Annotated in this window: 27 protein-coding genes, 3 pseudogenes and 1 riboswitch; of the genes and pseudogenes, 28 read left to right on the plus strand and 2 right to left on the minus strand. The window is 63.4% G+C overall.

Going from position 1 to position 23,030, the window contains the following annotated elements:
• Positions 1-129 precede the first annotated feature (129 nt).
• Positions 130-281, minus strand: a riboswitch (cyclic di-AMP (ydaO/yuaA leader).
• 307 nt (positions 282-588) lie between these two features.
• The 5 genes from HGO92_RS24595 (at position 589) to HGO92_RS22110 (ending at position 4,514) form a co-directional block, all read left to right on the plus strand.
• Positions 589-1,098 (plus strand): hypothetical protein, encoded by a 510-nt coding sequence (locus HGO92_RS24595; RefSeq protein WP_346769063.1) that lies wholly within the window; start codon positions 589-591, stop codon positions 1,096-1,098.
• Positions 1,099-1,203: 105 nt separating this feature from the next.
• Complete coding sequence (locus tag HGO92_RS24600; RefSeq protein WP_346769064.1) at positions 1,204-1,905, plus strand: MFS transporter; 702 nt, start codon at positions 1,204-1,206, stop codon at positions 1,903-1,905.
• On the plus strand, positions 1,902-2,414 hold the full coding sequence (locus HGO92_RS22100; RefSeq protein ID WP_169998717.1) for a hypothetical protein: 513 nt from the start codon (positions 1,902-1,904) through the stop codon (positions 2,412-2,414). The genes HGO92_RS24600 and HGO92_RS22100 overlap by 4 nt, the downstream gene beginning before the upstream one ends.
• A 263-nt stretch (positions 2,415-2,677) precedes the next feature.
• Positions 2,678-3,274 (plus strand): recombinase family protein, encoded by a 597-nt coding sequence (locus HGO92_RS22105; RefSeq protein WP_169998719.1) that lies wholly within the window; start codon positions 2,678-2,680, stop codon positions 3,272-3,274.
• A 379-nt stretch (positions 3,275-3,653) separates the two neighbouring features.
• On the plus strand, positions 3,654-4,514 hold the full coding sequence (locus HGO92_RS22110; RefSeq protein ID WP_169998721.1) for a DNA-processing protein DprA: 861 nt from the start codon (positions 3,654-3,656) through the stop codon (positions 4,512-4,514).
• On the opposite strand, the gene HGO92_RS22115 is transcribed toward HGO92_RS22110, so the two are convergent.
• Positions 4,477-5,672, minus strand: a protein-coding gene (locus HGO92_RS22115; RefSeq protein ID WP_169998723.1) for an IS3 family transposase whose coding sequence is annotated in 2 segments (ribosomal slippage) — positions 4,477-5,405 and positions 5,405-5,672 — 1,197 coding nt in all. Because the reading frame shifts where the segments join, the coding sequence is not laid out codon by codon here. The two genes, HGO92_RS22110 and HGO92_RS22115, sit on opposite strands and share 38 nt — an antisense overlap.
• Before the next feature lie 68 nt (positions 5,673-5,740).
• On the opposite strand from HGO92_RS22115, the pseudogene HGO92_RS23990 reads away from it, so the two are divergent.
• From HGO92_RS23990 to HGO92_RS22135, 4 genes and pseudogenes are all read left to right on the plus strand, one after another.
• A pseudogene (locus HGO92_RS23990) lies at positions 5,741-5,860 on the plus strand (DNA-processing protein DprA); the annotation flags it as partial.
• 559 nt (positions 5,861-6,419) lie between these two features.
• Entirely contained in the window at positions 6,420-7,445 is a 1,026-nt protein-coding gene (locus tag HGO92_RS22125; protein ID WP_169998725.1) for a DUF4192 domain-containing protein, read from the plus strand.
• Between the two features lie 181 nt (positions 7,446-7,626).
• Positions 7,627-7,779 (plus strand): hypothetical protein, encoded by a 153-nt coding sequence (locus HGO92_RS22130; RefSeq protein WP_169998727.1) that lies wholly within the window; start codon positions 7,627-7,629, stop codon positions 7,777-7,779.
• A 490-nt stretch (positions 7,780-8,269) separates the two neighbouring features.
• A complete protein-coding gene (locus HGO92_RS22135) occupies positions 8,270-8,752 on the plus strand; it encodes a DUF4192 family protein (RefSeq protein ID WP_169998729.1) in 483 nt (160 codons plus the stop codon).
• Here HGO92_RS22135 and HGO92_RS22140 read toward each other — a convergent pair.
• Positions 8,734-8,940: pseudogene (locus HGO92_RS22140) on the minus strand (IS21 family transposase); the annotation flags it as partial. The gene HGO92_RS22135 and the pseudogene HGO92_RS22140 overlap by 19 nt on opposite strands.
• A gap of 79 nt (positions 8,941-9,019) precedes the next feature.
• Here HGO92_RS22140 and HGO92_RS22145 point away from each other — a divergent pair.
• From HGO92_RS22145 to HGO92_RS22225, 19 genes and pseudogenes are all read left to right on the plus strand, one after another.
• Positions 9,020-10,183 carry a cupin domain-containing protein gene (locus HGO92_RS22145; RefSeq protein ID WP_169998731.1) on the plus strand — a complete coding sequence of 388 codons (1,164 nt, stop codon included), beginning with the start codon at positions 9,020-9,022 and terminating at the stop codon, positions 10,181-10,183.
• On the plus strand, positions 10,180-11,211 hold the full coding sequence (locus tag HGO92_RS22150; RefSeq protein WP_169998732.1) for a dihydrodipicolinate synthase family protein: 1,032 nt from the start codon (positions 10,180-10,182) through the stop codon (positions 11,209-11,211). The genes HGO92_RS22145 and HGO92_RS22150 overlap by 4 nt, the downstream gene beginning before the upstream one ends.
• Before the next feature lie 122 nt (positions 11,212-11,333).
• Positions 11,334-12,749 carry an MFS transporter gene (locus HGO92_RS22155; RefSeq protein WP_169998734.1) on the plus strand — a complete coding sequence of 472 codons (1,416 nt, stop codon included), beginning with the start codon at positions 11,334-11,336 and terminating at the stop codon, positions 12,747-12,749.
• A 240-nt stretch (positions 12,750-12,989) separates the two neighbouring features.
• The gene (locus tag HGO92_RS22160) at positions 12,990-13,592 is read left to right on the plus strand and encodes a DNA-binding protein (protein ID WP_169998736.1); all 603 of its coding nucleotides are present in this window, start codon (positions 12,990-12,992) and stop codon (positions 13,590-13,592) included.
• On the plus strand, positions 13,585-13,845 hold the full coding sequence (locus tag HGO92_RS22165) for a ParB family protein (protein WP_104190036.1): 261 nt from the start codon (positions 13,585-13,587) through the stop codon (positions 13,843-13,845). The genes HGO92_RS22160 and HGO92_RS22165 overlap by 8 nt, the downstream gene beginning before the upstream one ends.
• A 2-nt stretch (positions 13,846-13,847) precedes the next feature.
• Complete coding sequence (locus HGO92_RS22170) at positions 13,848-14,144, plus strand: helix-turn-helix domain-containing protein (RefSeq protein WP_169998738.1); 297 nt, start codon at positions 13,848-13,850, stop codon at positions 14,142-14,144.
• Between the two features lie 49 nt (positions 14,145-14,193).
• Positions 14,194-14,268 carry a DUF6225 family protein gene (locus HGO92_RS24790; RefSeq protein ID WP_440915797.1) on the plus strand — a complete coding sequence of 25 codons (75 nt, stop codon included), beginning with the start codon at positions 14,194-14,196 and terminating at the stop codon, positions 14,266-14,268.
• Entirely contained in the window at positions 14,240-14,446 is a 207-nt protein-coding gene (locus HGO92_RS24795) for a DUF6225 family protein (protein ID WP_440915796.1), read from the plus strand. The genes HGO92_RS24790 and HGO92_RS24795 overlap by 29 nt, the downstream gene beginning before the upstream one ends.
• On the plus strand, positions 14,346-15,425 hold the full coding sequence (locus HGO92_RS22175; RefSeq protein ID WP_440915798.1) for an aldo/keto reductase: 1,080 nt from the start codon (positions 14,346-14,348) through the stop codon (positions 15,423-15,425). Before HGO92_RS24795 ends, HGO92_RS22175 begins: the two co-directional genes overlap by 101 nt.
• Positions 15,426-15,553: 128 nt before the next feature.
• The gene (locus tag HGO92_RS22180; RefSeq protein ID WP_169998740.1) at positions 15,554-17,014 is read left to right on the plus strand and encodes an aromatic ring-hydroxylating dioxygenase subunit alpha; all 1,461 of its coding nucleotides are present in this window, start codon (positions 15,554-15,556) and stop codon (positions 17,012-17,014) included.
• 4 nt (positions 17,015-17,018) lie between these two features.
• Positions 17,019-17,624 carry a 3-phenylpropionate/cinnamic acid dioxygenase subunit beta gene (locus HGO92_RS22185; RefSeq protein WP_169998742.1) on the plus strand — a complete coding sequence of 202 codons (606 nt, stop codon included), beginning with the start codon at positions 17,019-17,021 and terminating at the stop codon, positions 17,622-17,624.
• The gene (locus HGO92_RS22190; protein WP_169998744.1) at positions 17,621-17,959 is read left to right on the plus strand and encodes a hypothetical protein; all 339 of its coding nucleotides are present in this window, start codon (positions 17,621-17,623) and stop codon (positions 17,957-17,959) included. Before HGO92_RS22185 ends, HGO92_RS22190 begins: the two co-directional genes overlap by 4 nt.
• A 16-nt stretch (positions 17,960-17,975) precedes the next feature.
• Complete coding sequence (locus tag HGO92_RS22195; protein WP_013603014.1) at positions 17,976-18,170, plus strand: ferredoxin; 195 nt, start codon at positions 17,976-17,978, stop codon at positions 18,168-18,170.
• The gene (locus tag HGO92_RS22200; protein WP_169998746.1) at positions 18,171-19,403 is read left to right on the plus strand and encodes an NAD(P)/FAD-dependent oxidoreductase; all 1,233 of its coding nucleotides are present in this window, start codon (positions 18,171-18,173) and stop codon (positions 19,401-19,403) included.
• Complete coding sequence (phtC, locus tag HGO92_RS22205) at positions 19,403-20,149, plus strand: 3,4-dihydroxyphthalate decarboxylase (RefSeq protein WP_169998748.1); 747 nt, start codon at positions 19,403-19,405, stop codon at positions 20,147-20,149. Before HGO92_RS22200 ends, phtC begins: the two co-directional genes overlap by 1 nt.
• The gene (locus HGO92_RS22210; RefSeq protein WP_346769065.1) at positions 20,146-20,997 is read left to right on the plus strand and encodes an IclR family transcriptional regulator; all 852 of its coding nucleotides are present in this window, start codon (positions 20,146-20,148) and stop codon (positions 20,995-20,997) included. Before phtC ends, HGO92_RS22210 begins: the two co-directional genes overlap by 4 nt.
• 206 nt (positions 20,998-21,203) lie before the next feature.
• On the plus strand, positions 21,204-21,740 hold the full coding sequence (locus HGO92_RS22215; RefSeq protein WP_169998749.1) for an NUDIX hydrolase: 537 nt from the start codon (positions 21,204-21,206) through the stop codon (positions 21,738-21,740).
• A 43-nt stretch (positions 21,741-21,783) separates the two neighbouring features.
• Complete coding sequence (locus HGO92_RS22220) at positions 21,784-22,260, plus strand: hypothetical protein (RefSeq protein WP_169998751.1); 477 nt, start codon at positions 21,784-21,786, stop codon at positions 22,258-22,260.
• Positions 22,261-22,765: 505 nt separating this feature from the next.
• Positions 22,766-23,030, plus strand: a pseudogene (locus tag HGO92_RS22225) (IS30 family transposase); the annotation flags it as partial.

Consider the following 23,030-nt stretch of genomic DNA (forward strand, 5'->3'; position numbering starts at 1 on the left):
CAATGGGAGACTCGAACACCTACGAGGATCTGCCCTCGGCTTCCGGAATCTCACCAACTATGTCGCCAGATCGCTGCTGGAATCCGGCGGATTCAGACCGAAACTACACTCTCAATTCTGAAGAGCCGCTTAACCTCTCCCGATACCTGCGAGGTGAGCTGTCGGATGCGGGTGGGAGTCACCCGGCCGCCGGACGTACCTGCCGGCGGCTTAACCCCGAGGATTCAATGTCGAATCCGTATTTTGGTTCCCCCGCCCCTGCCGGAGCTTGTGATGTATGGGCCTTGGCGGGCGGCTGGGCTCGGTAACAGGCCAAGGGTGCAGCGCCCGGTGGGCGGCACGGGCCCAATCTACACAGAAAAATCACAAATGTATAAACATTTGGGGAACGGCTCGGCGGGGAACTTTTAGGGGGTGTCGGACGTACCGCGGGTCATTGCAACTTCGCACGTGCCGGGCTGGTCCGTGGGGAAACGGGGCGGTTCCGTCACCATCGCCCCGGACCTCAACGCTGCGGGTATGATACCCCTAAGGGTATACGAAGCTCTGCGCGGTGCGCGCAGGAATACGCACGCCAGGAGGATAGGCATGGACACGGAGGAGCGCCCCGGAGGCTTGAGACCGGGTGGGGGCTTGAGGCCTGGCCTGGTCATTCCTTCCGGCGAGCCCGGTATGGGGAACCAGCGACTCCAGCGTCGCATCATCCGTGTTCTGGTCGGTGGGCAGGTTCTCGGTGGCATCGGTATGGGCGCCACGTTGTCCTTGGGTTCTCTGTTGGCCTCGCAACTCTCCGGGTCCAACGCCTGGTCCGGCATGGCCGCCACGATGAGTACCCTGGGTGCCGCATTCGCCGCCGTCCCGTTGGCCCGGCTGGCTAGAGCCCGCGGTCGCCGGATGTCGCTGTCCTTGGGCGCGCTGATCGCGGGCGCCGGCGCCGTCACGGCCATCACCTCCGCGGCCCTGGGACTCTTTCCCTTGTTGCTGCTGGGCCTGATGTTTCTTGGTGCAGGTTCCGCGGTGAATCTGCAGGCCCGTTTCGCCGCAACTGACCTTTCTCTGCCCGGGTCCGGGGGCCGGGACCTCTCGATAGTGGTGTGATCCACGACGATCGGCGCCGTCCTGGGTCCGAACCTCTTCGATCCGGGAGAGAGCGTCGGCGCCTCCCTTGGCCTGCCCCCGCTGACAGGGGCTTTTGCCTTTTCCGTGGCCGCCCAGCTTGCAGCCGCCGTCGTCTATGCGGCGGGCCTGCGGCCGGACCCCCTCCTGACCGCGATGTCCGCACGGGTGCCGGACCTTGCCGCGCCCCGGCCTCAGAGCGGCTTGCAGATTCTGAACACCACCCCCCGTGCCCGGTACGCGGTAGCGGCCGTCGCCCTCAGTCACGCCACGATGGTAGCGCTCATGTCCATGACCCCTGTGCACCTGCGCGACCACGGGGCCAGTCTCACCGTGGTTGGACTGACCATCAGTCTGCACATTGCAGGCATGTACGCGCTGTCTCCCGTTTTCGGCTGGATGTCAGACAAGGTCGGGCCGCTGCGCACCATTCTTGTGGGCCAGGGGATGCTGCTGGTTTCGCTGGTGTTGGCCGGGGTCGCTGCCGACTCCCGCAGCGCCGTAACCACGAGCCTAATTTTGCTGGGGCTCGGCTGGTCCGCGTCCGTGGTCGCCGGGTCAGCCCTGGTCGCTGAGTCGGTGCAGCTGCAGGACCGGCCCGCACTTCAGGGCATCTCCGACCTGGGCATGAACGCCGCCGGAGCCGCCGGCGGGGCTTTGGCCGGTCCCGTGCTGGCCGCCGCCGGGTACTCGGGTCTCGGGTTCATCTCTTTGGCCCTGGTAGCCATCGTCATCATCTGGTCTGCCCTGCAACCGCGGCAGTCCACCCGGAACCAGGAGCTGCCATGATGGCAAACAAACAGCGCAGGAAGAGCGTCCCCCGTCGCCGCCTGCGGCAGTCACCGGAAGTGCTCGCCAACTGGTCGCGGAAGCGGATGACGGTGACCGTCATCGCGGCCGTTGCCTCCGCCGTCTTCCTGACGGCCGCCACGGGTATGATCTTCGGCGCCGGAACCGGCTGGGCAGGCTACGCCCTGATAGGGGCGGGTTCGATCCTGGCAGGCTTCCTGGCAGGCAGTTATACGGTCGCGCCAATCGGTGCGGCGCCTACCCTTTGCGATCTGCGGTGGCCTGTTATGGGCTTGCTCGGCCTGATCTGGGCCGGTTCGCCCAGGGAGGCCCTACCCTCGGTCCAGGGCATAGTCGGCTTGCTGGCCCTGACCATAATGGCCTGGTCCCTGCACGCCCGGCTGGAACTTGAACGCAAAGTTACTTTGGCACGCGGACCGCAGGATTCCGACATCAACGTCTGCACGGATTGTCGCCCGCTGTTTCCCACCAAACTGCCGCCGCGCTGACTTGGTGGGAATTGCAAGCAGCCCGCGGGAAGGCGCGAACCTGATCGCCAGCCGGCGCTAGACACGGTATGCCAGCTGGAAGGGAAGGAAACCGCCTTGAACAGTGTCTTGAAAACCAACAGCTTTTCGAGACATTCCATCGGCCTTCTCTGGAGCCAGGCAAGTCGTTGGAAACACTGCCCTGCCCGCGTCTCGTAAAACCGTCTCACTGCAAGTCGTCTCGCTGGGGGCACTGTTGGGGCTTTTCGAGTCAGAATTGCTGTGTGAGGCTACTGGGTTATACCCGCGTGAGTACTTCAGGCCAGGACGCCCAGCTCCAGCTGGACGCGCTGGTTGCCGCTGGTGTGCAGAAACGGGACGTCTTTGCCGACGTGACCTCCGGTAGCAAAACGGCGATCGAGCGGCCCGGTATGAAGAGGCTCCTCGAGTACGCCGAGGAAGGCGACACCGTTGTTGTGTGGCGCGTCGACCGGCTGGGCCGGTCGCTGATCGACGTGCTGAACACGGTGGCCCTGCTGCGCGGCCGCGGTGTCCAGGTCCGGTCCATCTCCGATGGCATCGACCCGGCAACTTCGACCGGCCGACTGATGTTGAACATGCTCGCAACCCTTGCCGAGTATGAGCGCGAGCTCATCGTCGAGCGAGTCAATGCCGGCATCTCCGCAGCACGTCAAAACGGCACACGCTTCGGCCGGCCGCTGTCCGACCCCGCCGTCATCGCAGACAAACTCGCGATCGCCCAGGAGGCTCGCGCCAAGGGGCGCACCGCCGAAGACGCCGCCCGTCTCGTTGGCTGGAGCCGCGCAACGCTCTACCGCCACCAGCAAGCCAGTGCCACACGCGAGAGCACCACAACCTAGCCCGGCGGCCACGCGCTGCCTGAAGACTCCGGTTTCCGGCCTCACTTAGCCAGCGCCCAGGTCTACTGCACGGACCTCGCTTCGCTCGGGCTGTAGAAGCAGTTTTCTGTTTTTTGCTGCTGTCCTTCGGATCGTATGTGCCCGCTCCACCTGCTCAACCGTCCTGCGGACGGCTGCGCAGCCGATGGATTGTGTCGGCGCTTCGCTTATTTCCTCCCACAACCCATCCTCTGCTTGCCCTTCGGGTTGCCCCGGCTCCGTCGGGCACAGCTCCGCGATGCTCCGCCAGCAGGCAAAAAACGCCCGGGGGAGAGGGAAAGCTGGCCGGTCACCAAAGCCGCCCCACCCACCGGATCCTCAGCAAAGGACGAAAGAAACCATGAACGATCGCATTGCACGCGCAGCCCTGACCCGACTCTTCGAACCCGGCGACCGTATCGGGCGAGCCCTCGTGGGCAGGCTCGGCGCGTACGCCGCGCTGAGGCTCGCCACCGGCGCGCAGCCCGTACACGCCATACCAGAGGCCACGGCCGAAGAACTGTCGGAAGCGTTGAGACGATGGGCCCTGCGTGTTCCGGAGGTCGACCCGGAAAAGGACCTGGCCACCATCGAACGCCTGGGCGGCGGGTTCCTCATCCCAGGAGATGAACACTGGCCCGAAGGCTTGGACGATCTGCCCGACGCCCCCTACGGGCTTTGGTACCGGGGCAACATCGACAACGGCATCCCGGCACCTTCAAAGTGTGTGGCCCTTACCGGTTCACGGGACGCCACCAGCTACGGCGCCTCCGTTACAGGGGACATGGCATACGGGTTGGCCCAACGCGGAATCTGCGTGATCTCAGGGCTGGCCTACGGCATCGATGCGCACGCGCACCGCGCCGCGTTAGCCGGGAGCCAAGGAGAAGGACCGGCGACCCTTGCGGTACTGGCCGGAGGCCTTGACCGGGACTACCCGTCAGGTAACGCTGACCTCGCGGCCGCGATCCGCGGCAACGGCCTGACCCTCTCAGAGCTCCCGCCCGGTTCCGCCCCGACCAGGTATAGGTTCCTGCAGAGAAACCGCATCATCGCCGCCCTCGCAGGGGTGACCTGTGTCGTGGAAGCCCGCTGGCGCTCAGGGGCGCTAAACACCGCGCACCACGCCGAAACTATTGCCCGGCATGTCGCGGTGGGGTTACCCGCAAATCGTGGACAGTTGATCAGGCGGCTTGTGCCGGCTGAGGTCTATTCGTGCTGAGGAGTCGTTCGTGTTCCACGGGTGTGGAGTAGCCCAGGGCTGAGTGGAGCCGGGCGCGGTTGTAGAACTCCTCGATCCAGCGGCCCGTTGCACGGATCGCGTCGTGCCTGGTCGCCCAGCGGCGTCGGTCGTAGAACTCGGTCTTCAGGGTGGACCAGAATGATTCCTGCATGGCGTTATCCCAGCACACCCCGGTCCTGCCGACGGACTGTTGGATGCCCAGTCCGGTGCAGACATCGTTGAGCTGGGTAGAGGTGTACTGGGTGCCGCGGTCGGCGTGGAACACGACGCCGACCGGGCCGCCGCCGCGCAGGATGTAAGCCATACGCAGTGCGCGTTCGACCAGGGAGGTGGTTTGGACCGAGTCCATCGCCCACCCGATCACACGCCGGGAGCAGGCGTCCCGGACAGCACACAAATACACCCAGCCTTCATCAGTGCGCAGATACGTGATGTCCGAAATCCACACCGCGTCCAGGGCCCCGGTATCCCACTTCCTGGCCACAAGATCCGGAATGGAATGCACCCGGGCCTCACCGATCGGGGTCACCGGGCGGAAACGCCGTGGGGAGATCCCTTCCAGCCCTTGGCGGCGCATCGAAGAGGCCACGGTCTTCCTGTCAACGCCGGTCCCGTTCCGGGCCAGGGACGCCTGGACCCGAGGAGCCCCGTAGATGCCGTACGAATCCGCATGAGCCCGGCGGACCTTCGCATCCACCTCGGCCCGCACGATGGCCCGCTCCGAGGACTCGGAGCTTCGGCGGCGCCAGGCGTAGAACCCGGACCGGGACACTCCCAAAAGCCGGGCCATCCGCTGGACCGGGTAGTTAGCCTTCTCCGCCTCCATCAGCTCAAAGCATTCCGATTCTGCTGCTTGGAAGCGAAGAAGGCTGCGGCTTTTCCCAGGAACTCGTTATCCATCCGCAACTGCGCGTTTTCCCGCCGCAAACGTTCCAGTTCAGAGTTCCCCGGCTCAGCTGCCGCGGACTCCTCAGGAGCTCCCAGCCGGGCCCGTTCCTGGGCCACCCACCGGCCCAGCAACTGCTCGCCCAAGCCCAGTTCACGGGCCACCGGCGCGACCGGCCTGCCCGTATCAATCACAAGGCGCGCTGCCTCCCGCCGATACTCCGGAGTGAATTTACGTCGTGTCGTGCTCACAAGAACACCTTCCCGCAGAATCCAAGGATCCCGCTACTTCAGGTGTCCACCAACAGAGGTTAACCCCAGCGGCCGTCCCGGGGAGCGTGCACAGCGCCAACTCCGCAGGATGCCACCGGCTCCTAAAAGAAGGCGCGGCAGTGCTGGTGTCCGATGCGGCCGAACTGGCCGAACTCCTCGCAACCTAATCCCTCCAGGTGACCGTCCCTTTGCCGGGGCGGTCACCGGTGGCGGTCCGCCGTCGTGGCCGGCTTGCGCGGTGGGTCGGCTGCGGTGGACCGCCATTCGCACACCCAGGGCCGGGGACAGGGGGCGCGCGGCCGCCAAAGTCAGGGACGCCGAAAAAAACCCGGGCTGCTGATGGAGGGTTCGCAGGGCTCACCAGGAAAAGGGCGTCCGCTGGCGCGGCCGGCTGTGGGGCCAGCGCCGGCTCCGCAGGGCTCCGCCGCCCCTGGCCTTGTTCTGTCTACGACGTTTTGGCTGCTGTCCTGACGGATTGTACGTGTCCGCTCCGGCCCGTCTAGCCCCTCCTTCGTCGGGGCCCGCGGTGAGGAATTCTTCGACGGCGCTCCTTCGTCGCTGATTTCCTTACGAAGATTTCCGCCCCTTGCCCTGCAGGTAGACAGGCCTCCGTCGGCCACAGCTCCGCAAGCTTCGCCAGCAGCCAAAACAACGGGGGGAGAGGGGAAGCTGGCCGGTCACCTAAGCCGCCCCACCCACCAATTCCTCAGCAAAGGACGTAGAACCATGAACGATGCAATCCGTATCTCCAGCCCCGCCGACATCCTCGGTTTCATTCCGCACTCCCTCGGGTTTGTACCGCGGGAATCCTTTGTGTTCCTGACCATGCGGGGCAAGACGCTGGGCGCGACACTCCGCGTCGACGTCCCCGCGTTCGCCGAACCCGCCGGGTTCGCCGGGTCCATGGTGGACTACCTCGCACTGGACACTCAGGCCACGGCGGTGCTGCTGGCCATCTACACAGCCAGCACCCCGACACTCGGACAGTCCCGCCCTTTCCACGACCACGTTGAGGCTGTCATTGAAGCGCTGGAGGGTGCAGGTACCCCACTGCAGGACGCGTGGCTGGTCACCCCGTCGCAATGGCAAAACCTGTTGTGCGACAGTGACGCCGGGTGCTGCTCGCCCGAGCCGCTGGAATCCATCACCGACGGGCAGCTGAACGCGGAGATGGCGTTCCGTGGCAGCAGCTACCAAAAGGCTCCAGGCACCAGCTACGCACCGTTCGCAGGCCCGGCAGACAGGGAGGAGCAGATCCGCCACGCCCTGCCGGGAGTGCTCGGCGCGGAGCTGCGTCCGGGCCGGGAACTGTGGGCAGAGGTCCTGACCCGGGACGGGTGGATGGATCCGCAGACAGCGGTGGAGCTGCTGGCATGCTTTCAGCGCCCGGACTTACGCGACACGTTGCTCTGCAACGTCATCGATCCGGAGCTGCCGGACGCCGAGGAAAGCGCGAATCTGCTCATGGGGGAGGGGATCGCCCCCGACTGGGACCGGGTGGACCGGGCGCAGGAAACCGCGAGGGACCTCATTGACGCCGCGCCGGAAGGGTACCGTGCGCCCCTGCTGACCTTGATCGGATGGCTGGCGTACCTGAAGGGTCAGTCGTCAGTAGCTGCAGACCACTTCAAGCTTGCTCTGGCTGATACACCGGGCTATCGGCTCGCAGAACTGATGGACCAGCTGGTGAGCCGGGGAACCATCGCCCCAGTCGCGAAGAACCAGGCAACCGCCTACAAGCGGCACCGCTAGACGAATGGGGGGCCGGGCCGGTAACGGCTCCGGCCCCTTAGGTGCGTCGGCGGCCTCCCCCGCATGCGCTCCTCCGGCCGCCGATAACGCTGCCGCGGGCGCAGCACCACAAGCGGCAACGGCCGGACGCCAGGCTACAGTGGAAAAGGAACACGAACCACTAACAGCCTGGGAGCAGCACATGAGCCACGAGTACATCCTCACGGATGAAGACGCAGCACCTGCAGATGCCACTCATGCCCAGGACGTTCTCGAGCTCTCGATGTTGACCATGCCGCAGCCAGGCGCCCCCATCGTTGATATCTCCTGGGAAAAATCCCCGCTCGACCTGTAAGTTTCCGCAGTGATGACCCTGCAGCACAAGTTTCCTTTTGCTGAGGGAAAACTGAGGCCGGCCCCAAGGGGCCGGCCTCAGCCCTACAACTGCTGAAACGGGCCTCGCTTCGCTCGGGCTGTAGAAGCATTTTTCTGTTTTGGCTGCTGTCCTGACGGATTGTACGTGTCCGCTCCGGCCCGTCTAGCCCCTCCTTCGTCGGGGCCTGCGGCGCACGAAATGTCCCTGCGGCGCTCCTTCGTCGCTGACTTCCTCCGGGAATTTCCCGACCCTTGCCCTCACGGGTAGACAGGCCTCCGTCGGCCACAGCTCCGCAAGCTTCGCCAGCAGCCAAAACAACGGGGGGAGAGGGGAAGCTGGCCGGTCACCAAAGCCGCGTCCGCATCCGTTTCCACCCGCTTGACAGACATAGAAGCGTCGGGGGGAAAGGGAAGCTGGCCGGTCACCTAGGCCGCCCCACACCCCCCACGTCTCTGCAAGGACAAAAACCATGACTGAAAAACTGACCATCTCCGGTTCCGCTGACCTGCTCGCCGCCGTCCCGCACCTGCTGGGCAACCAGCCCAAGGAGTCGTTTGTCGTGCTGACCTCCCGCTTCGGCACCCTTGGAGCAACCCTCCGCATGGACGCACCGGCAGAGGCAGCACCACTGGATTACGCCCAAATGATGGCAACCTACGCCGCCAACGACGAGAAGGCCACGGGCAGCTTCGTGATCGTTTACACCGACGAGAAACCGGCCTACGGCTTCCCCTACGCCGCCCACGTGCTCGCACTCAGGACCGAGCTGGCCACGGCACGGATGCCCGTAAAGAAGGTCTTCCTCGTGACGGGCACCTACTGGGCAACCTACGGAACTCCGGAGAAGAACTCGCTGGATGAAATCCGCGACAGCAACGCCAATGTCACCTTGACCTATTTCGGATCCGCCCCCGATATCGACGTCTACAACCCGGAACTGCTGAACACGTAGGTCGGGGCACCCTCCAAGATCCGGAACGTCCGATCCAGCGCCGCGAACACGCTCGGCGCTGTCCGGTCCCGCAGCGCAATCACGATCCGAAACCGGCACCACGCCAGCCAGGCCACGAACAACACCGTCTTGCGCTCGTCGATGACGGGCCCGTCGCCGAAATCGTACTGCAGCCATTGGCCATCTTGCTCTCCGCACAACAGAAACGTATTATGATTGGAAGAGTAGGTTCGCCTAGGGTCGGCCTAGGGTCGAAGGAGACCACCCATGGATTCGAGCAACACCGGAACATCTGAGGCGGTACAGGCCGCGACGCTCGCAGCTTTCGATAAGCGCGCGGCCGAGCAATACCTGCGCGGCCAGTGGATCGCCGAGGAACACCTCATGCGCGCGATCGGGGGCCCGCGCCCCGCCGGCGTACCGTTCCGCTGGTCGTGGGACGACGTGAAGGTTGCCCTCGATGAAGCGACCACCGCGCTCGGCCCGGTCGACACGGCCCGTCGCCATCTGACCTTCATCAACCCGGGGCTGGTGGACCGCGGCAGCGCCACTACCCACACCATCTCGGCGGGCTTCCAGCTCGTCAAACCTGGCGAAGTCTGCTGGTCGCATCGACACACCATGGGTGCGGTTCGCTTCGTGACGAAAGGTCACCCGGACGCCTTCACGACCGTCGACGGCGAGCGGCTGGCAATGGAGGACTTCGACCTTCTCATCACTCCACGCTTCGCTTGGCACGATCACCACAACCCGAGCGACACCGACGTGGTGTGGCTCGACGGTCTCGACATCGGCCTGCTGTTCGCACTCGGACAGGTCTTCTACGAGCCCTACGGTGATGACAGCCAGAACGTGCGCCCGTCGTCGAGCGAGGGCATCGGCACGCGCAGCCACTGGCTGCGCCCGACGTGGGAGCGCGGCCGCGACAGCCGCCTGCCGATCCGTTACCCGTGGGCCGAGGCCAAGGCGCGACTCGACCTCTACGATCTCTCAGCCGGGAATGAGTTCGACGGACTCGCCCTGCGCTACGCCAACCCCGTGACGGGCGGGCCCACCATGCCGACCATGGACTGCTGGGTGCAGCGTCTCGCCCCCGGGTTCGATGGCCGCACGCACCGCCGTTCATCGAGCGCGATCACCTACGTCATCTCGGGTTCGGGCACGATGCAGACTGACACCGAGACGATCACGTTCTCGGCAGGTGATGTCATCACGCTCCCGAACTGGACGAACTTCCGGTGGACGAACGACTCCGCCACCGAGCCGGTTCAGCTCTTCTCGATGCATGACATTCCCGCGCTGCAGGCGTTCGGACTGCTCTATGAAGAGCCCGAGTCGATCCTCAACGCGACCCCTGCGCCCGCGAATCCCTCGCCCTCGCTCAAGCCGATCTACCGTCCCGGCGCGTTCTACGACCAGGACGAACTGTGACAGGTCGCACGGTCAGCTCCTCCGACATCGTCGGGCTGGTCGGCATCGTACCGACTCCCTCCAAGCCGGGAGCCGACCGTGCGGACGCGATCGACACCGTCGACCTCGAAGAGACCGCGCGCATGGTCGAGCTCATCGTCGCTTCCGGTGTTGACGTGCTGCTGACCAATGGCACCTTCGGCGAAGTCGCTACCCTCACTTATGAAGAACTACTGGCGTTCAACGACACGGTCATCCGTACGGTCGCTAATCGCATCCCCGTCTTCTGCGGGGCCTCGACGCTGAACACCCGCGACACGATCGCCCGCAGCCTCGCCCTGATGGGGCTCGGTGCGGACGGTCTGTTCGTCGGGCGACCAATGTGGCTGCCTCTCGACGACGAGCAGCTGGTGTCCTACTACGCGGCCGTGTGCGATGCCGTTCCGGCTGCCGCCGTCGTCGTCTACGACAACTCTGGAGTGTTCAAGGGCAAAATCTCCTCCGCCGCCTACGCGGCGCTGGCGGAGATCCCGCAGATCGTGGCATCGAAGCATCTCGGCGTACTGTCGGGCAGTGACGCCTACGCGAACGACCTGGCCGCTGTAAAAGGCCGCTTTCCTCTGTTGCCCACCGCGGACAACTGGCTCCCCTCACTCGAGGCCTTCCCAGGCGAGGTGCCGGCGGCTTGGAGCGGTGACGTGGCCTGCGGCCCCGAACCCGTGATGGCGCTCCGCCGTGCGATCGTGGAGGGACTCTGGGACGACGCCCGTACCGTGCACGAAGACATCGCGTGGGCCATGGAGCCCCTGTTCCCGGGCGGCGACATAAGTAAGTTCATGCCATACAGCATCCAGATCGACCGGGCCGAGTTCGAGGCCGCCGGTTACATCGTGCCCGGCCCCAGCCGGCATCCCTACGGCACCGCCCCAGCCGCCTACCTCGAAGGGGGCGCGGAGGTTGGCCGCCGTTGGGCGGGCATTCGCCAGAAGTACGTCGCAACTCTCGCCGAACCCGATCACCCGATCACCCAATCGCTCCACCCGCAGTAGAGCCGCGACTGCCTCAGCTGTGGGCAGAGCGGTCGTCTGATTATTCACATTACGGATCAACGGGGATCCCGTCTGAGTGACGACCTTCCCGGTGATTTCTAGATTGGAAAGGCGCCACCATCATGAACACAGTCCCCACACCTCCGACGGGCGTCCGTGCCTTCGTAGACTCGCTGCCCATCGGCCGGCGCCAGCGCATCATCGTGCTGATAATGTTCTTCGTCATGATCGCTGATGGCATGGACATCACAATTGTCAGCCATCTCTTTCCTCCGGTCATCCGCGACTGGGGCGTGCCAATTTCGGCGGTCACCCTCGTTGTCTCCGGCGGGGTCGTCGCAATGGCGATCGGAGCACTGGTCTCCGGCCCGCTCGCCGACCGCTGGGGCCGGAAGGGCGTGACGGTGGTCGGCTTCGTTTTGTTCTGCCTTGCCACTGCCGGGCTCGGACTGACAGGCGACATCTACTCTTTCGCGGCCTTCAGAATCATCTCGTGCTTCGGGCTCGGGGCCGTGATGCCGGTCGCTCTCACGATCGTCGCCGATTGGGTGCCCGCGGCAAGGCGGGCCCAGATGGTCAGCATCGCCTTCGCCGGTGTCGGACTCGGCAGCATCATCGGCGCTTACCTGGCTGCGGCTGTCATTCCCACACTGGGTTGGCAGGTCATGGTGCTGATCGCGGGCCTGACGCCTCTGATCATCCTGCCGTTCTTCATCGTGCTCGTGCCCGAACCGGCCATCATCTCTGTTTCGCGCGGCATTCCGGAAGCCCGCATCCGAAGCGCCCTCGCTCTCGTGGCGCCCGACCGCGACATCGCGGGTGTGGATCTCACCCGTGCGGGTCTCACCCTCGGTGCCGGCGAGGCGCGCGCGAAGGCTTTGTTCGCCGAGATACTGTCGCGGCCACTACTCGGAGTGACCCTGCTGATCTGGGGAGTGTTCTTCGTGGTGCAGGGGTCGGGCCTGCTGGTTCTGCAGTACATGCCGGTTCTTCTCCAGGCCCCCTCCCCCGGTCTGTCGACGGCCGAGAGCGGACTGATCGTCGCCATGTACGGCTGGGGCGCCTTGATCGGCCAGTTCGCGATCGCGTTCATCCTAAAGCGCTTTGATCGCTTCATCGCTCTGGCAGGTGTCACCCTCTGGGGCGTGATAGGCCTGCTGATCGTGGCCGCCTTCGGCACCGGCTTCGGCTTCTTCGGCTACTTCGCGCTGCTGTTCGCGATCGGATTGTCGCTCCCCGCGGGTGCGGCTGCCATGCAATCCATCACTACACTGGCCTACCCGGACCAGTTCCGAGCGACGGGAATGGGGTCGGCAGGATTCGCTGGTCGGCTCGGTACCCTGACCTATGGTGCACTCGGCGGGACCCTGATTGGCGCGGGCTTTGGCCTCACCACGATCTCGCTCGTGCTCGCCGTTCCGCTCGCCGTCTCGATTGGTCTAGTCTTCGGTCTGCGCGCCCTGTCCCGGCGTGCCGGGATCGCCGCAGAACCGCAGCAAATTCCCCCGGAGGTGGCCGATGCTGTTGTCAGCACCTGAGCTCGGTCACACGACGTCGCTATATACACCGCGCCGGCAGAGGCCCCGGCGTCCGGGCACTACCGCAGGCTCACAGGAAGGATATGGTGGCGGGTGGGTGCAGGGCCGCGAAGCGGAGAGGAACAGGGCGCGCTTGAGTTTTTGCTCCCGCGCTGGCTCGAATGCTCGCCGCGGATGAAAAGTAGTAGTCGGAGTAGTAGAGTTACTACTCCTACTACTGTTACTGGAGAAGCCGCCACGATGACGAGTGTGAAAGACCGCGTGTTTGCCGCCGCCGAGCAGATCAGCGCCGAGCGCCGCCCGACCGTCTCGACGGTCCGTGCCGCTGCGGGTGTCAGCAACGCGGACGCTACCCGGTACCTGAAGGAATGGAACGAGGAAAAGCTCGCTGCCGGGGGACAGGTGGCCGCGACGCCGCCCGGCCTGCTCGAACAGGCGACCCGGCTCGCCGCAGCCGTCTGGGCGGAGGCCTCCAATCAGGCCGCCGAACGGCACACCGCCGTCGAGATGGCCTGGGCGCAGGAACGCAAGGACAAAGACCAGGAAATCGCCGAACTGGTGGGGGACCTGGACAAGGCCGCGGCGGAGAAGGAATCCGCGGCCGCCGACTTTCAGGCCCGCATCACCGCTTTGGAGTCCGGGGTGAAGGCTTTGGAGCAGCGGCTGGCCGCCCTGGGTTCGGAGCTCGAGGAAGCACGTGCGGCAGAACGCGCTGCCGCCGGCGCGGCAGCGGAGGCGGAGAGGAAGCTCGCCAGCGCCGAGGCGCGCAGCACCACCCTGGAGGCGGTACACACCGCGTTGTTGCAACGCGTCGCCCCGGAGACCAAGGCTCCCGGTGCCTAAGAAGAATAAATCCTTCTCGCCCTACTTCACTGAATCCGACGCCGACCAGGTGCGCGCGGCCGTCCAGGAAGCCGGCCACCTCGAGGGGTACGCGTCCATCACCGACCTGATCGAGGCGGCGACGCTGCGGGAAGTGAAGCGGCTGCAGCGCAAGTACAACGGCGGCAGGAAATGGCCGGGGGTCCCCGCGGGGGAACTCCGGCCTGGGCAGCGCACCCGCGAAGAAATCCGACACCGGAACGAGGACAAGTAAGCATGCCGAAGTGGAGCAAGGACATCGAGCGGACGCCAGCACTTGAACCGGAGAAGCCGAGGTTCCCGCGGCTGCTGACTCTCGCCCAGGTCAAGGAGATCCTGAACGTGGGCATGCCGGCTGTATACGCCCTTGTTTCATCGGGGGAGCTGCGCGCCCTGCAACTGAGTGGAGGCCGCCGCATGTGGCGTGTCAGCGAGGATGACCTGGAAGCATACCTGGAGCGCTGCTACCAGGAGACCGAGGAACGCATCGCCGCCGGAACCATCAAGGCTGAAGCCCTCGACGGCGAGGACTGAAGCGATGGTCATCGCCTTGGCTGTCAGTGCCAGGTGAAAGGATCTGACAATGGACTTCGAACACGCCGTTCAGGCCTGGACCGTAGGGCAGTTGCGTGACGCCCTCGCTGGGCTGCGACGATGACCTGCCAATCATCGTCGACGTCGCCGAGGAACCGGGTGGCGATACCGTTCAGGAGCAGGTTGTCGTCCATGCTGGCTTTGGTCACGGAGTCGATGGCCGGGGGGAGCCGTTCGCTGGAAGGGATTTTCGGATCGGCTGTGAGTTCCCATCGGGAACTTATCTGCAACGCGACCGATAACGGCCACTATCCGGAAACAGAGTCTTCCCGGCCTAACAACAACGGATTGGAGCAGCGACAAGCCATGAGCGACAACGAGACGAACCACGTAGCTGGCCTTGCAACGCGCTGGGCGATGACAACTGAAACGATTGATACGACTGCTTCGGAGATTCCCCGGCTGAGGTTGCTGCACGGGCACTCCATCCCACGCTTAGGCCTGGGTACCTGGCCGATGCTGGAGGACGAGTGCGAAGCTGCGGTATGTTTCGCAGTACAGAGCGGTTACCGGCTAATTGACACAGCATTCCAGTACAGGAACGAAGAAGCGGTAGGTCGGGGGATCCGCACCGCGGGCGTCCCACGGTCCGAGCTGTTCATATCCAGCAAGTTCAACAAGGAGTCCCACAGCATTGATGGAGTGCAGCGGGCCTACGACGAGAGCCTGCGAAAACTCGGCCTCGACCATTTGGACATGTTCATGTGCCACTGGCCGGTGCCTGCCCTGGGCAAGTACGTGGACGCGTGGAAGGGACTCGTGAAGTTATTGGAGGAAGGCCGTGTTAAAGCCATCGGTGTTTCAAACTTCAAACCCTCCCACTTGAAAGAAATCATTGATGCGACCGGAGTGGTTCCTGACGTGAACCAAATCCAACTGAGCCCTGATATTGCACGGACAGAGCCGCGCGCCGTCCACCGGCTATTGGGAACTGTCACTGAAGCCTGGAGTCCCATCGGCAGGTCCTCCGGACTGCGGGCGCACCCGATGATCATTGAGATCGCTCAGCGCCTGCATAAGTCTCCAGCCCAGATCCTGCTGCGATGGCATGTCCAACAGGATGTTGTGCCCATCCCGCAGGCTTCAGACCCACTCTGGCTCACAGAAAACCTGTCCGTGTTCGATTTCTCGCTCAGCGCCGACGAGATGGCCGCGATGCGGCAATTGGACAAGGGCGAGGGGGCCGCCCGCGACTCTGATCTGCCTGAAAACGGCCACTGATGCCGGACGACGCTTCTCCACGGAAGTGAGAGGGGTTGACGAACCTCACATTTTGCGCGATCCTCTCGAATACAGAAACATTCTCTGCAAAACAGAGAAACATGCGGGCCCAACGAAGGAGACCTTCCATGACAGACCAGACAAGCGTTATCCAGGACGTGCAGCGCGGCATGATTCCTGCGCACATTTACAACGATAAGGAGATCTTCGAGCTCGAAAAGGAGCGCCTTTTTGGCCGGAGCTGGCTCTTCGTTGCCCACGAATCCGAGGTGCCCGAAGCCGGCGACTACGTTGTGCGCCGAGTACTCGAGGATTCATTTATCATTTCCCGAGACGAAAAGGGTGAGATCCGTGCTCTTTTCAATATGTGCCTCCACCGGGGCATGCAGGTGTGCCGGGCCGAGATGGGAAACGCCTCGCACTTCCGCTGCCCCTACCACGGCTGGTCCTACCGCAACGATGGACGCATCGTGGGTCTGCCCTTCCATAAAGAGGCCTACGGTGGGGAAGAAGGCTTCAAGAAAAAAGGTCAGACCCTGCTCCCGGCTCCTTCACTGGGCATATACAACGGTCTGATTTTCATCAGCCTTGACCCTGACGCGGAACCCCTTGAGGACTTCCTGGGCGACTTCAAGTTCTACATGGATTACTACACCAAGCAAAGTGCTGACGGCATCGAACTCCGGGGCCCCCAGCGGTGGCGGGTCAAAGCGAACTGGAAGATCGGCGCCGAAAACTTCGCCGGGGACATGTATCACACGCCCCAGACGCACACCTCGGTGGTGGAGATCGGCCTGTTCCGCGAGCCGAAGGCGGAAAAGCGCAAGGACGGCACCACCTACTGGGCGGGCAACGGCGGCGGCACCACATACAAGCTCCCCGAAGGCAGCTTGGAGGACCGGCTGCGCTATGTGGGCTACCCGGACGAGATGATCGGGCGAATGAAGGAGCAGTGGACCCAGCAGCAGCTTGACGTGGTGGGCAAGGACGGGTTCATGGTCTCCGCCGCCTCGCTGTTCCCCAACATGAGTTTCGTGCACAACTGGCCGCGCGTGGAGGAAGGCTCCGATGAGGTCCTTCCCTTCATCTCCATCCGCATGTGGCAGCCCATCAGTGAAAACGAAACCGAAGTGCTCTCCTGGTTCGCCGTGGACAAGAACGCTTCCGAAGAGTACAAGGCTCTTTCCTACAAGGCCTACCTGATGTGCTTCGGCAGCGGCGGCATGTTCGAGCAGGACGACGTTGAAAACTGGGTGTCCTTGACCAACACCGCCGCCGGCTCCATGGCGCGGCGGCTGCTGCTCAACGGCCGCATGGGCCTGTTGGAGGACGGCCAGAACGTGGTGGAACCGCTGACCGCCAAAGAGTATTCCGGCCCCGGCTCCACCCGCATTGGCTACAGCGAATACAACCAGCGCGAGCTGCTGTTCCGTTGGGCGGACCACCTCGAACGCCCGGTCCAAGCCGCGGCCCAGCTGCACGTCGGAATCGATCCGGTCCAAGCCGGCGCTGTGGCCGGCGGAGATGCTGCCCCGTCCGTAGGCAGTGCAGCAACCGTGCCCGCAGCGATGATGTCCCAGGAGGCCTAGAAAAATGACAGTTAACACGGCACACGAAGCCAGCGGCACGACACTGTCAGAACAGTCGGCACTAGGAGCGCATGCACCACGGACCCAGCGGACCGGGCGGAGCCTCCCCTTCAATGACGAACTCCATCTGGAGGCCCACCGCTGGCTTGTGGACGAGGCCTACCTGCTCGACGAGCAGGACTACGATGAGTGGCTGTCCCGCATTGCCGACGACATGCACTACCTGATGCCGGTGCGCGTCACCACCGCCCTCGGCGCCGGCTACTCGACATCCCCCGGCATGGCGCACATGGACGAAAACAAATACTCGCTCAGCCGCCGGGTGGCCCGCTTCGCCACCGAGCACGCCTGGACAGAAGATCCGCCTTCGAGGCTGCGCCACTACGTCACGAATGTGCGCACCTTCCGCACGGAGAAGGCCGATGAAATCATCGCGGAATCGGCAGTCCTGCTCTTCCGCAGCCGGGGCGACGTGGGCGAGGCCGCCACTGTATCGGCCGGACGCGAAGACCTCCTCCGCCGCACCGCAACGGGCTGGCAGCTTGCCCGTCGCACCATCATGCTGGACGAGGCCGTGATCCGGATGCAGAACCTGGCCATTTTCCTATGAAACTCGAATGGGAAGGCGAGGAAGATGACCGGCTCGCAGCGATCCGGGCGGCCGAGGAGCGCGTCCGGCTCGAAGCCCGCGCGACCGGAGAGCCGATAGTTATCGCCAACGAATTCTCCGAAGTTCAGGTCACCCGGGTCGAGACGCGGAACGGGTCCCGCCTGATGATCAAATCCCCGCGCTCTGGCCAGTGGGTTTCCCTGTGCCCGCTGGAACTCGAGTCGCTGACGTGGCAGGCGCCGGCAACGTTCTCGGCCATGATCGGCAATCCGTTCGGTCCACTCATCCCCGAAGATGAACGACCGCCCCAATTCAAGAAGAACAGCAACATTTAGGCCAAGGAGTTTGAGCATGCCAGTTGTAAAAGCAGACCTAGCAGCCTGCCAAGGGTACGCCAACTGCGTTGTCGGGGCGACCGATTATTTTGATCTGGATGACGACGGGATCGTAGTCCTCCTCAAGACTGAAGTACCCGAGGCTGACCGAGCCCGTGTCGTAGAGGCAGCCCGCAGCTGCCCCGTTTCCGCCCTTATAGTGGAGGACTAATTGGATACAGTAACTGTCATCGTAGGTTCCTCCATCGGGGGTGTGCGCACTGCTCAGTCCTTGCGCCTGGAGGGATACGAAGGGCGCATCGTCCTCGTCGGCGAAGAAACGGAACTACCCTACGACAAGCCGCCGTTGTCTAAAAGTGTCCTGGCGGGTACAGCGACGGAAGCCTCCATCTGTTTGCTGAACCACGATCAGGCGCGGGAACTAGAAATAGAGCTGCAACTTGGACATGCTGCTACCGGAATCGACATCGCAGGAAACTTGCTGCAGCTACAAGGGCAAGAAGCTCTGCACTTCGACAACCTTGTTATAGCCACAGGCGCCTCCGCCCGGCCATCTCCGTGGGGCAACCGGCCTGGCATCCATGTTCTGCGTACCATCGACGACGGCCGCAGCCTGCGTGCGGACCTCGCAAAGGGCGGACAGCTGGCTGTTGTCGGCGCAGGTTTCATCGGCGCGGAAGCGGCGGCGACAGCGCGGGCGCTTGGTCTGGAAGTAACAGTCATCGACCCCCTCCCAATCCCTATGAGCCGCATCTTCAATCCTGAAGTTGGACAGTGGTTCGGAGACCTTCACCGCAGTAACGGCGTGACGACAATCTTCGGTACCGGAGTTGAGGCCATCGACGGTGAACAGGGCTCCTTTACCCTGCGGCTCACCAACGGCCAGAAACTGGAGGCCGCCACAGTTCTGGTCGGCATTGGTGCCGTTCCCAACGACGCATGGCTCAGTTCTTCGGGTCTGCTCGTGGACAACGGACTGGTCCTTGACGAATACTGCCGAGCCGTCGACGCCCCTCACATTTACGGCGTCGGTGACGTCGCAAGGTGGCGGCACCAAAAACACGGCGAAGATATCCGGATCGAGCACTGGACGAACGCCGTCGAGCAGGGCGCGTGTGTGGCTTACAACATAACCCACCCTGAGAGCCCGCGCGCCTACACCCCGGTCGAGTACGTATGGAGCGACCAGCACGACTGGAAGATCCAAGTCGTAGGCCGGGTAGGCGGAAAGGCCGAACACGTCATTATCGGACATCCGGAACTTCACGGCCGCTTCGCCGCTCTCTATACGGTTGACGGCATCAACCTCAGTGGTGCCGCCATCGTGAACTGGCCTAAGGCGCTTCTAGCCTGCCGACGCGGCATGGGGCCGGGAATAACAGTTCAAGAACTCCGGAAGAAACTCGAACCAATGCTGGACTCCCAGCCATTGGCGGCATCCTGATGGAACAGACTCAGCCACCCCTGACACATACAGGAGAGAGGGAATCCATCGCTTTGGCCTGCCGTGTGCTGGCGCACCGTGGCCTGGCCGACGGCATCCTCGGCCATATCAGCCTTCGACTCGGTGAGAACAAATTACTCGTCCGCTGCAGGGGCCCCCGGGAGCGGGGCTTGGCATTCACCGAAGCCGCCGACATCCGCCTGGTAGACCTTGACGGCAATCCTGCTGCTGAGGGGGAACTGGAAGGGGGCTACACCGTACCCAACGAACTCCCCCTACACACCGAGCTGCTAAGACAACGCCCAGACATCAACTCGGTCGTCCACGCCCATCCACCGCGGGTCGTCGCAGCTGACCTCGCCGGGCTTGGCGTCCGCCCGATCGTCGGAGCCTTCGATATTCCCGGCAGCCGCCTGGCAGCAGGCGGGGTACCCGTGTATCCCCGGGGAGTACTGGTCAGGAACCGCCAGTTGGCGGCGGAAATGCTCCACGCTATGGGTGATCGTCCTGTCGTGCTGCTCCGCGGACACGGGTTGACCAGCGCCGCGGAGACCGTTGAGCAAGCAGTGCTTCAGGCAATCAGTGTAGATACCCTTGCTGGGTTGTCGCTTCAGGTCACGGCAGCCGGGGGAGCACTGAAAGATCTTCCAGACTCGGACATGGCTGAACTGCCAGACCTCGGTGGGTCGTTCAACATGCAGATGGCCTGGAGGCATGAACTCGCTCGGATGAAGGCATCTGGGTGAAGCTCGCCGACAGGAAAGTGCAGCGACTGACGCCCGTGCTGGGTACGATGGCAGGCATGCAGTCTACAGAAACGGGGACGGCGTCCAAGTACGGTCCCCCACCGCAGTACCCTATCGAGTCTGTTGACAATGCATTGCGGCTCCTCCTGTTATTCGAAACCCAACCCAGTATCCGTTTAACAGATGCGAGCAACTATCTAGGCGTTGCATCGTCGACGGCGCACAGGCTTATGGGGATGTTGCTCTACCGCGGCTTCGTGCGGCAAAACCCGGCTACCCGCGCCTATGAACCAGGCCAAGCGCTGAGCTCCATCGCCTTCGCCATCAGGCGCCAGATGGACATAAGGACGCTCGTTCGTCCTGTACTTGAACAGCTGTTCAAAGAAACCGGTGAAACGGTCCACTTCGCCAGGCTCGAGGGGAAAGACGCCCAATTCCTTGATGCCATAGAAAGCTCAAGGGCAGTGCGGGTGGGTTCCCGCCAAGGCATGACTCTGCCAGCCAACTGCACTGCTACAGGAAAGGCGATGCTGGGCCGGCTCACCCAGGAGCAGCTACGAGCCCTGTACCCAAACCAAGACCTCCCCAGTTTGACGGAAAATTCAATCACGTTACGGGCGGACCTTGAGGCCGAACTCGACAAGATTCGCCGGATAGGATATTCCACAAGTCAAGAAGAAAGCGAAGACGGTGTCACCTCGGTTGCCGTATCCATCACGGGACCAAGCGGCACACTTTACGGAATCAATGTTTCCGTACCGGCTCACCGAATGTCTGACAGTTTGCGAGCCGAACTTGGGGGAAAGCTCGGTGTAGCCGCTGAGCATCTGCAGGGGCTGCTGCTTTAGCCCATCCGTACCGGTTCTTTGGCCGCCCACCGTGTCCTGCGCGACCGGCGCACCCCCGGACGTCCATTACGCAGGTCACGGATGTATGAGCGGGGAGGATGCCAGCCATTTTCTTGGGGGAACTTGGACTGGATCAGGTCTGAACACCGGGCAGGATGAAAAATGGGTATCTGATTTGATTGCCAAAGATCACTCCGGAGAGACGAATGCAGGAGCTGCGCCAGGCCTCAGTCGCTATACCTTTCTATAGGGATAAAAAGGGGAAGCTTCGCCTAGTACTGATAAAACGATCAGAACGCGGACAACACAGAAGCCAAATTTCTCTGCCCGGAGGTAACCGGGGGCCAAAGGATGAAGGGCCCTGGGCCACGGCCCTTCGAGAAGCTAGCGAAGAGCTTGGACTGAACGCCGAGCAGATTGTTTTGCTGGCTCAACTCGAACAAATCGAGACTCATACAACCCACTACCGAATTTCACCTTTCGTAGTGCAATTGCAAGGGATAGCACCAAGCTTTACCTGGAAGCCTCAAACGATGGAGGTGGACGAGGTGCTCGATGTCTCGGTAGATGTGCTGGCATCCGATGATGCAGTAGGGGAAGATGAAGTCGACTTCCCAGGCTGGAACTCTCCGAGGAGAGTTGCCGTCCGGAGGGCTCACGGTCATACAATTTGGGGCCTGACTCTCCGGATCCTCGAACCTGTAATGCCTCAGGCACTGGCAGGTAGATGGAACATAACGTGACCCTACCAAGTCCGCGCGCCACTCTTTGTAGGAGAGGTTTCTCGTGGTTGCTGCGGAGTTGACCGCATTGGTCCGGGGATGGAGCCGCCCTTCGTGCGTTGGGCAGGAGCGGGCGCTGCGCTGCCTGCTTGACCGGGTCGAAGTCATATTGGACTCCTACGACCTGGACTTGGCGGACGACTGGCGGGACAGGCTCGAAGAGCAAATGTTCGAGGACATGGACAGCGACATGCGCTACCAGAACGCCATGGACGGTTTCGAAAACGACGTCGAGCGCGGGCAGGATCCGGTTGTGAGCCGGATTGCCCCGGAGGTGCTCAACCCGCCGGCGTCTTGGGAAGCTCGTTGGAAGCCGGGCGGGAGAGTTCGATCTCTCGGTCACCGATTCATTGAGCAGCGGCTCTCGGGCCGGGTGGAGTCGGTCAATATCTTGATCAGGCGTTTTAGCCGCAGGTCGGGCGGGTCATTTGGCCTGAGGAGCTCCGTCAGATCGGTGGTGAGTACGCAGGTGATGCAGTGACCGCCGCGGAAGCGCTCGCCTTCGCGGCCGCAGTTGTCACAGGTAAGGTTCGTCGTGATGCCGGCGCACTCGCGGCAGGTGTCCTCGCCTGTATCGGTCCGGCTGGGGAGCAGTCTGTCGGCGCTGCAGCGCGTGCATTGACCGTATCGGTGGGTTGCGTTGGTGAAGCAGATGCCGCAGATGCCGCAGATGCCGCAGATGCGTCCGTCTGGCCAGGGACCCGGATTTATCCGGTGGTTTTCCCGCAGCGGTCGCAGCCCTCGCTCGTCGTATTGGAGCGGGGACGGCCGCACGGCTTGAACTCACTGCTCATGGGGTGGGTAATGCGCGCCCGGACCGGCCGGTAGGCGGCCAGCAGGGGGCATCCGTGCCGTCGCCGACAACACGGCTTGAGTGTCTATCCGTGGAGCGCCGGATGCGATGAGAGTCGCACGTCCGGTGCGGAGGGCGGGTCGGAGAAACGAGCCGGGAGCAATCCCGGTGTCGCGCTCCGGCCCGACCCTACATCACCGGGGCCCACAACAAAACGGCCATCGCCACCCTCGTGGAACGCACCACCCGCTACGTCATGCTCGTCCACCTGCCCGGCGACCACACCGCCGAAACGGTGCGCGACGGCCTGATCAAAACCATGGGCTCCCTGCCCGCGCACCTGCGCGGATCGCTCACCTGGGACCAAGGCGTGGAAATGGCCAGGCACAAAGCCTTCAGCATCGCCACCGACATGGACGTCTACTTCTGCGCCCCACACAGCCCCTGGCAACGCGGCT

Origin of the sequence: Crystallibacter degradans (genome assembly GCF_012952295.1) — a bacterium.
Taxonomy (GTDB): Bacteria; Actinomycetota; Actinomycetes; order Actinomycetales; family Micrococcaceae; genus Crystallibacter; species Crystallibacter degradans.

Excerpts from the sequence above, each read along its gene's own strand:
- HGO92_RS24595 (WP_346769063.1), top strand. The coding sequence starts at position 589 with ATGGACACGGAGGAGCGCCCCGGAGGCTTGAGACCGGGTGGGGGCTTG.
- HGO92_RS22100 (WP_169998717.1), top strand. The coding sequence starts at position 1,902 with ATGATGGCAAACAAACAGCGCAGGAAGAGCGTCCCCCGTCGCCGCCTG.
- HGO92_RS22110 (WP_169998721.1), top strand. The coding sequence starts at position 3,654 with ATGAACGATCGCATTGCACGCGCAGCCCTGACCCGACTCTTCGAACCC.
- HGO92_RS22125 (WP_169998725.1), top strand. The coding sequence starts at position 6,420 with ATGAACGATGCAATCCGTATCTCCAGCCCCGCCGACATCCTCGGTTTC.
- HGO92_RS22130 (WP_169998727.1), top strand. The coding sequence starts at position 7,627 with ATGAGCCACGAGTACATCCTCACGGATGAAGACGCAGCACCTGCAGAT.
- HGO92_RS22135 (WP_169998729.1), top strand. The coding sequence starts at position 8,270 with ATGACTGAAAAACTGACCATCTCCGGTTCCGCTGACCTGCTCGCCGCC.
- HGO92_RS22145 (WP_169998731.1), top strand. The coding sequence starts at position 9,020 with ATGGATTCGAGCAACACCGGAACATCTGAGGCGGTACAGGCCGCGACG.
- HGO92_RS22155 (WP_169998734.1), top strand. The coding sequence starts at position 11,334 with ATGAACACAGTCCCCACACCTCCGACGGGCGTCCGTGCCTTCGTAGAC.
- HGO92_RS22160 (WP_169998736.1), top strand. The coding sequence starts at position 12,990 with ATGACGAGTGTGAAAGACCGCGTGTTTGCCGCCGCCGAGCAGATCAGC.
- HGO92_RS22170 (WP_169998738.1), top strand. The coding sequence starts at position 13,848 with ATGCCGAAGTGGAGCAAGGACATCGAGCGGACGCCAGCACTTGAACCG.
- HGO92_RS22180 (WP_169998740.1), top strand. The coding sequence starts at position 15,554 with ATGACAGACCAGACAAGCGTTATCCAGGACGTGCAGCGCGGCATGATT.
- HGO92_RS22185 (WP_169998742.1), top strand. The coding sequence starts at position 17,019 with ATGACAGTTAACACGGCACACGAAGCCAGCGGCACGACACTGTCAGAA.
- HGO92_RS22190 (WP_169998744.1), top strand. The coding sequence starts at position 17,621 with ATGAAACTCGAATGGGAAGGCGAGGAAGATGACCGGCTCGCAGCGATC.
- HGO92_RS22195 (WP_013603014.1), top strand. The coding sequence starts at position 17,976 with ATGCCAGTTGTAAAAGCAGACCTAGCAGCCTGCCAAGGGTACGCCAAC.
- phtC (WP_169998748.1), top strand. The coding sequence starts at position 19,403 with ATGGAACAGACTCAGCCACCCCTGACACATACAGGAGAGAGGGAATCC.
- HGO92_RS22215 (WP_169998749.1), top strand. The coding sequence starts at position 21,204 with ATGCAGGAGCTGCGCCAGGCCTCAGTCGCTATACCTTTCTATAGGGAT.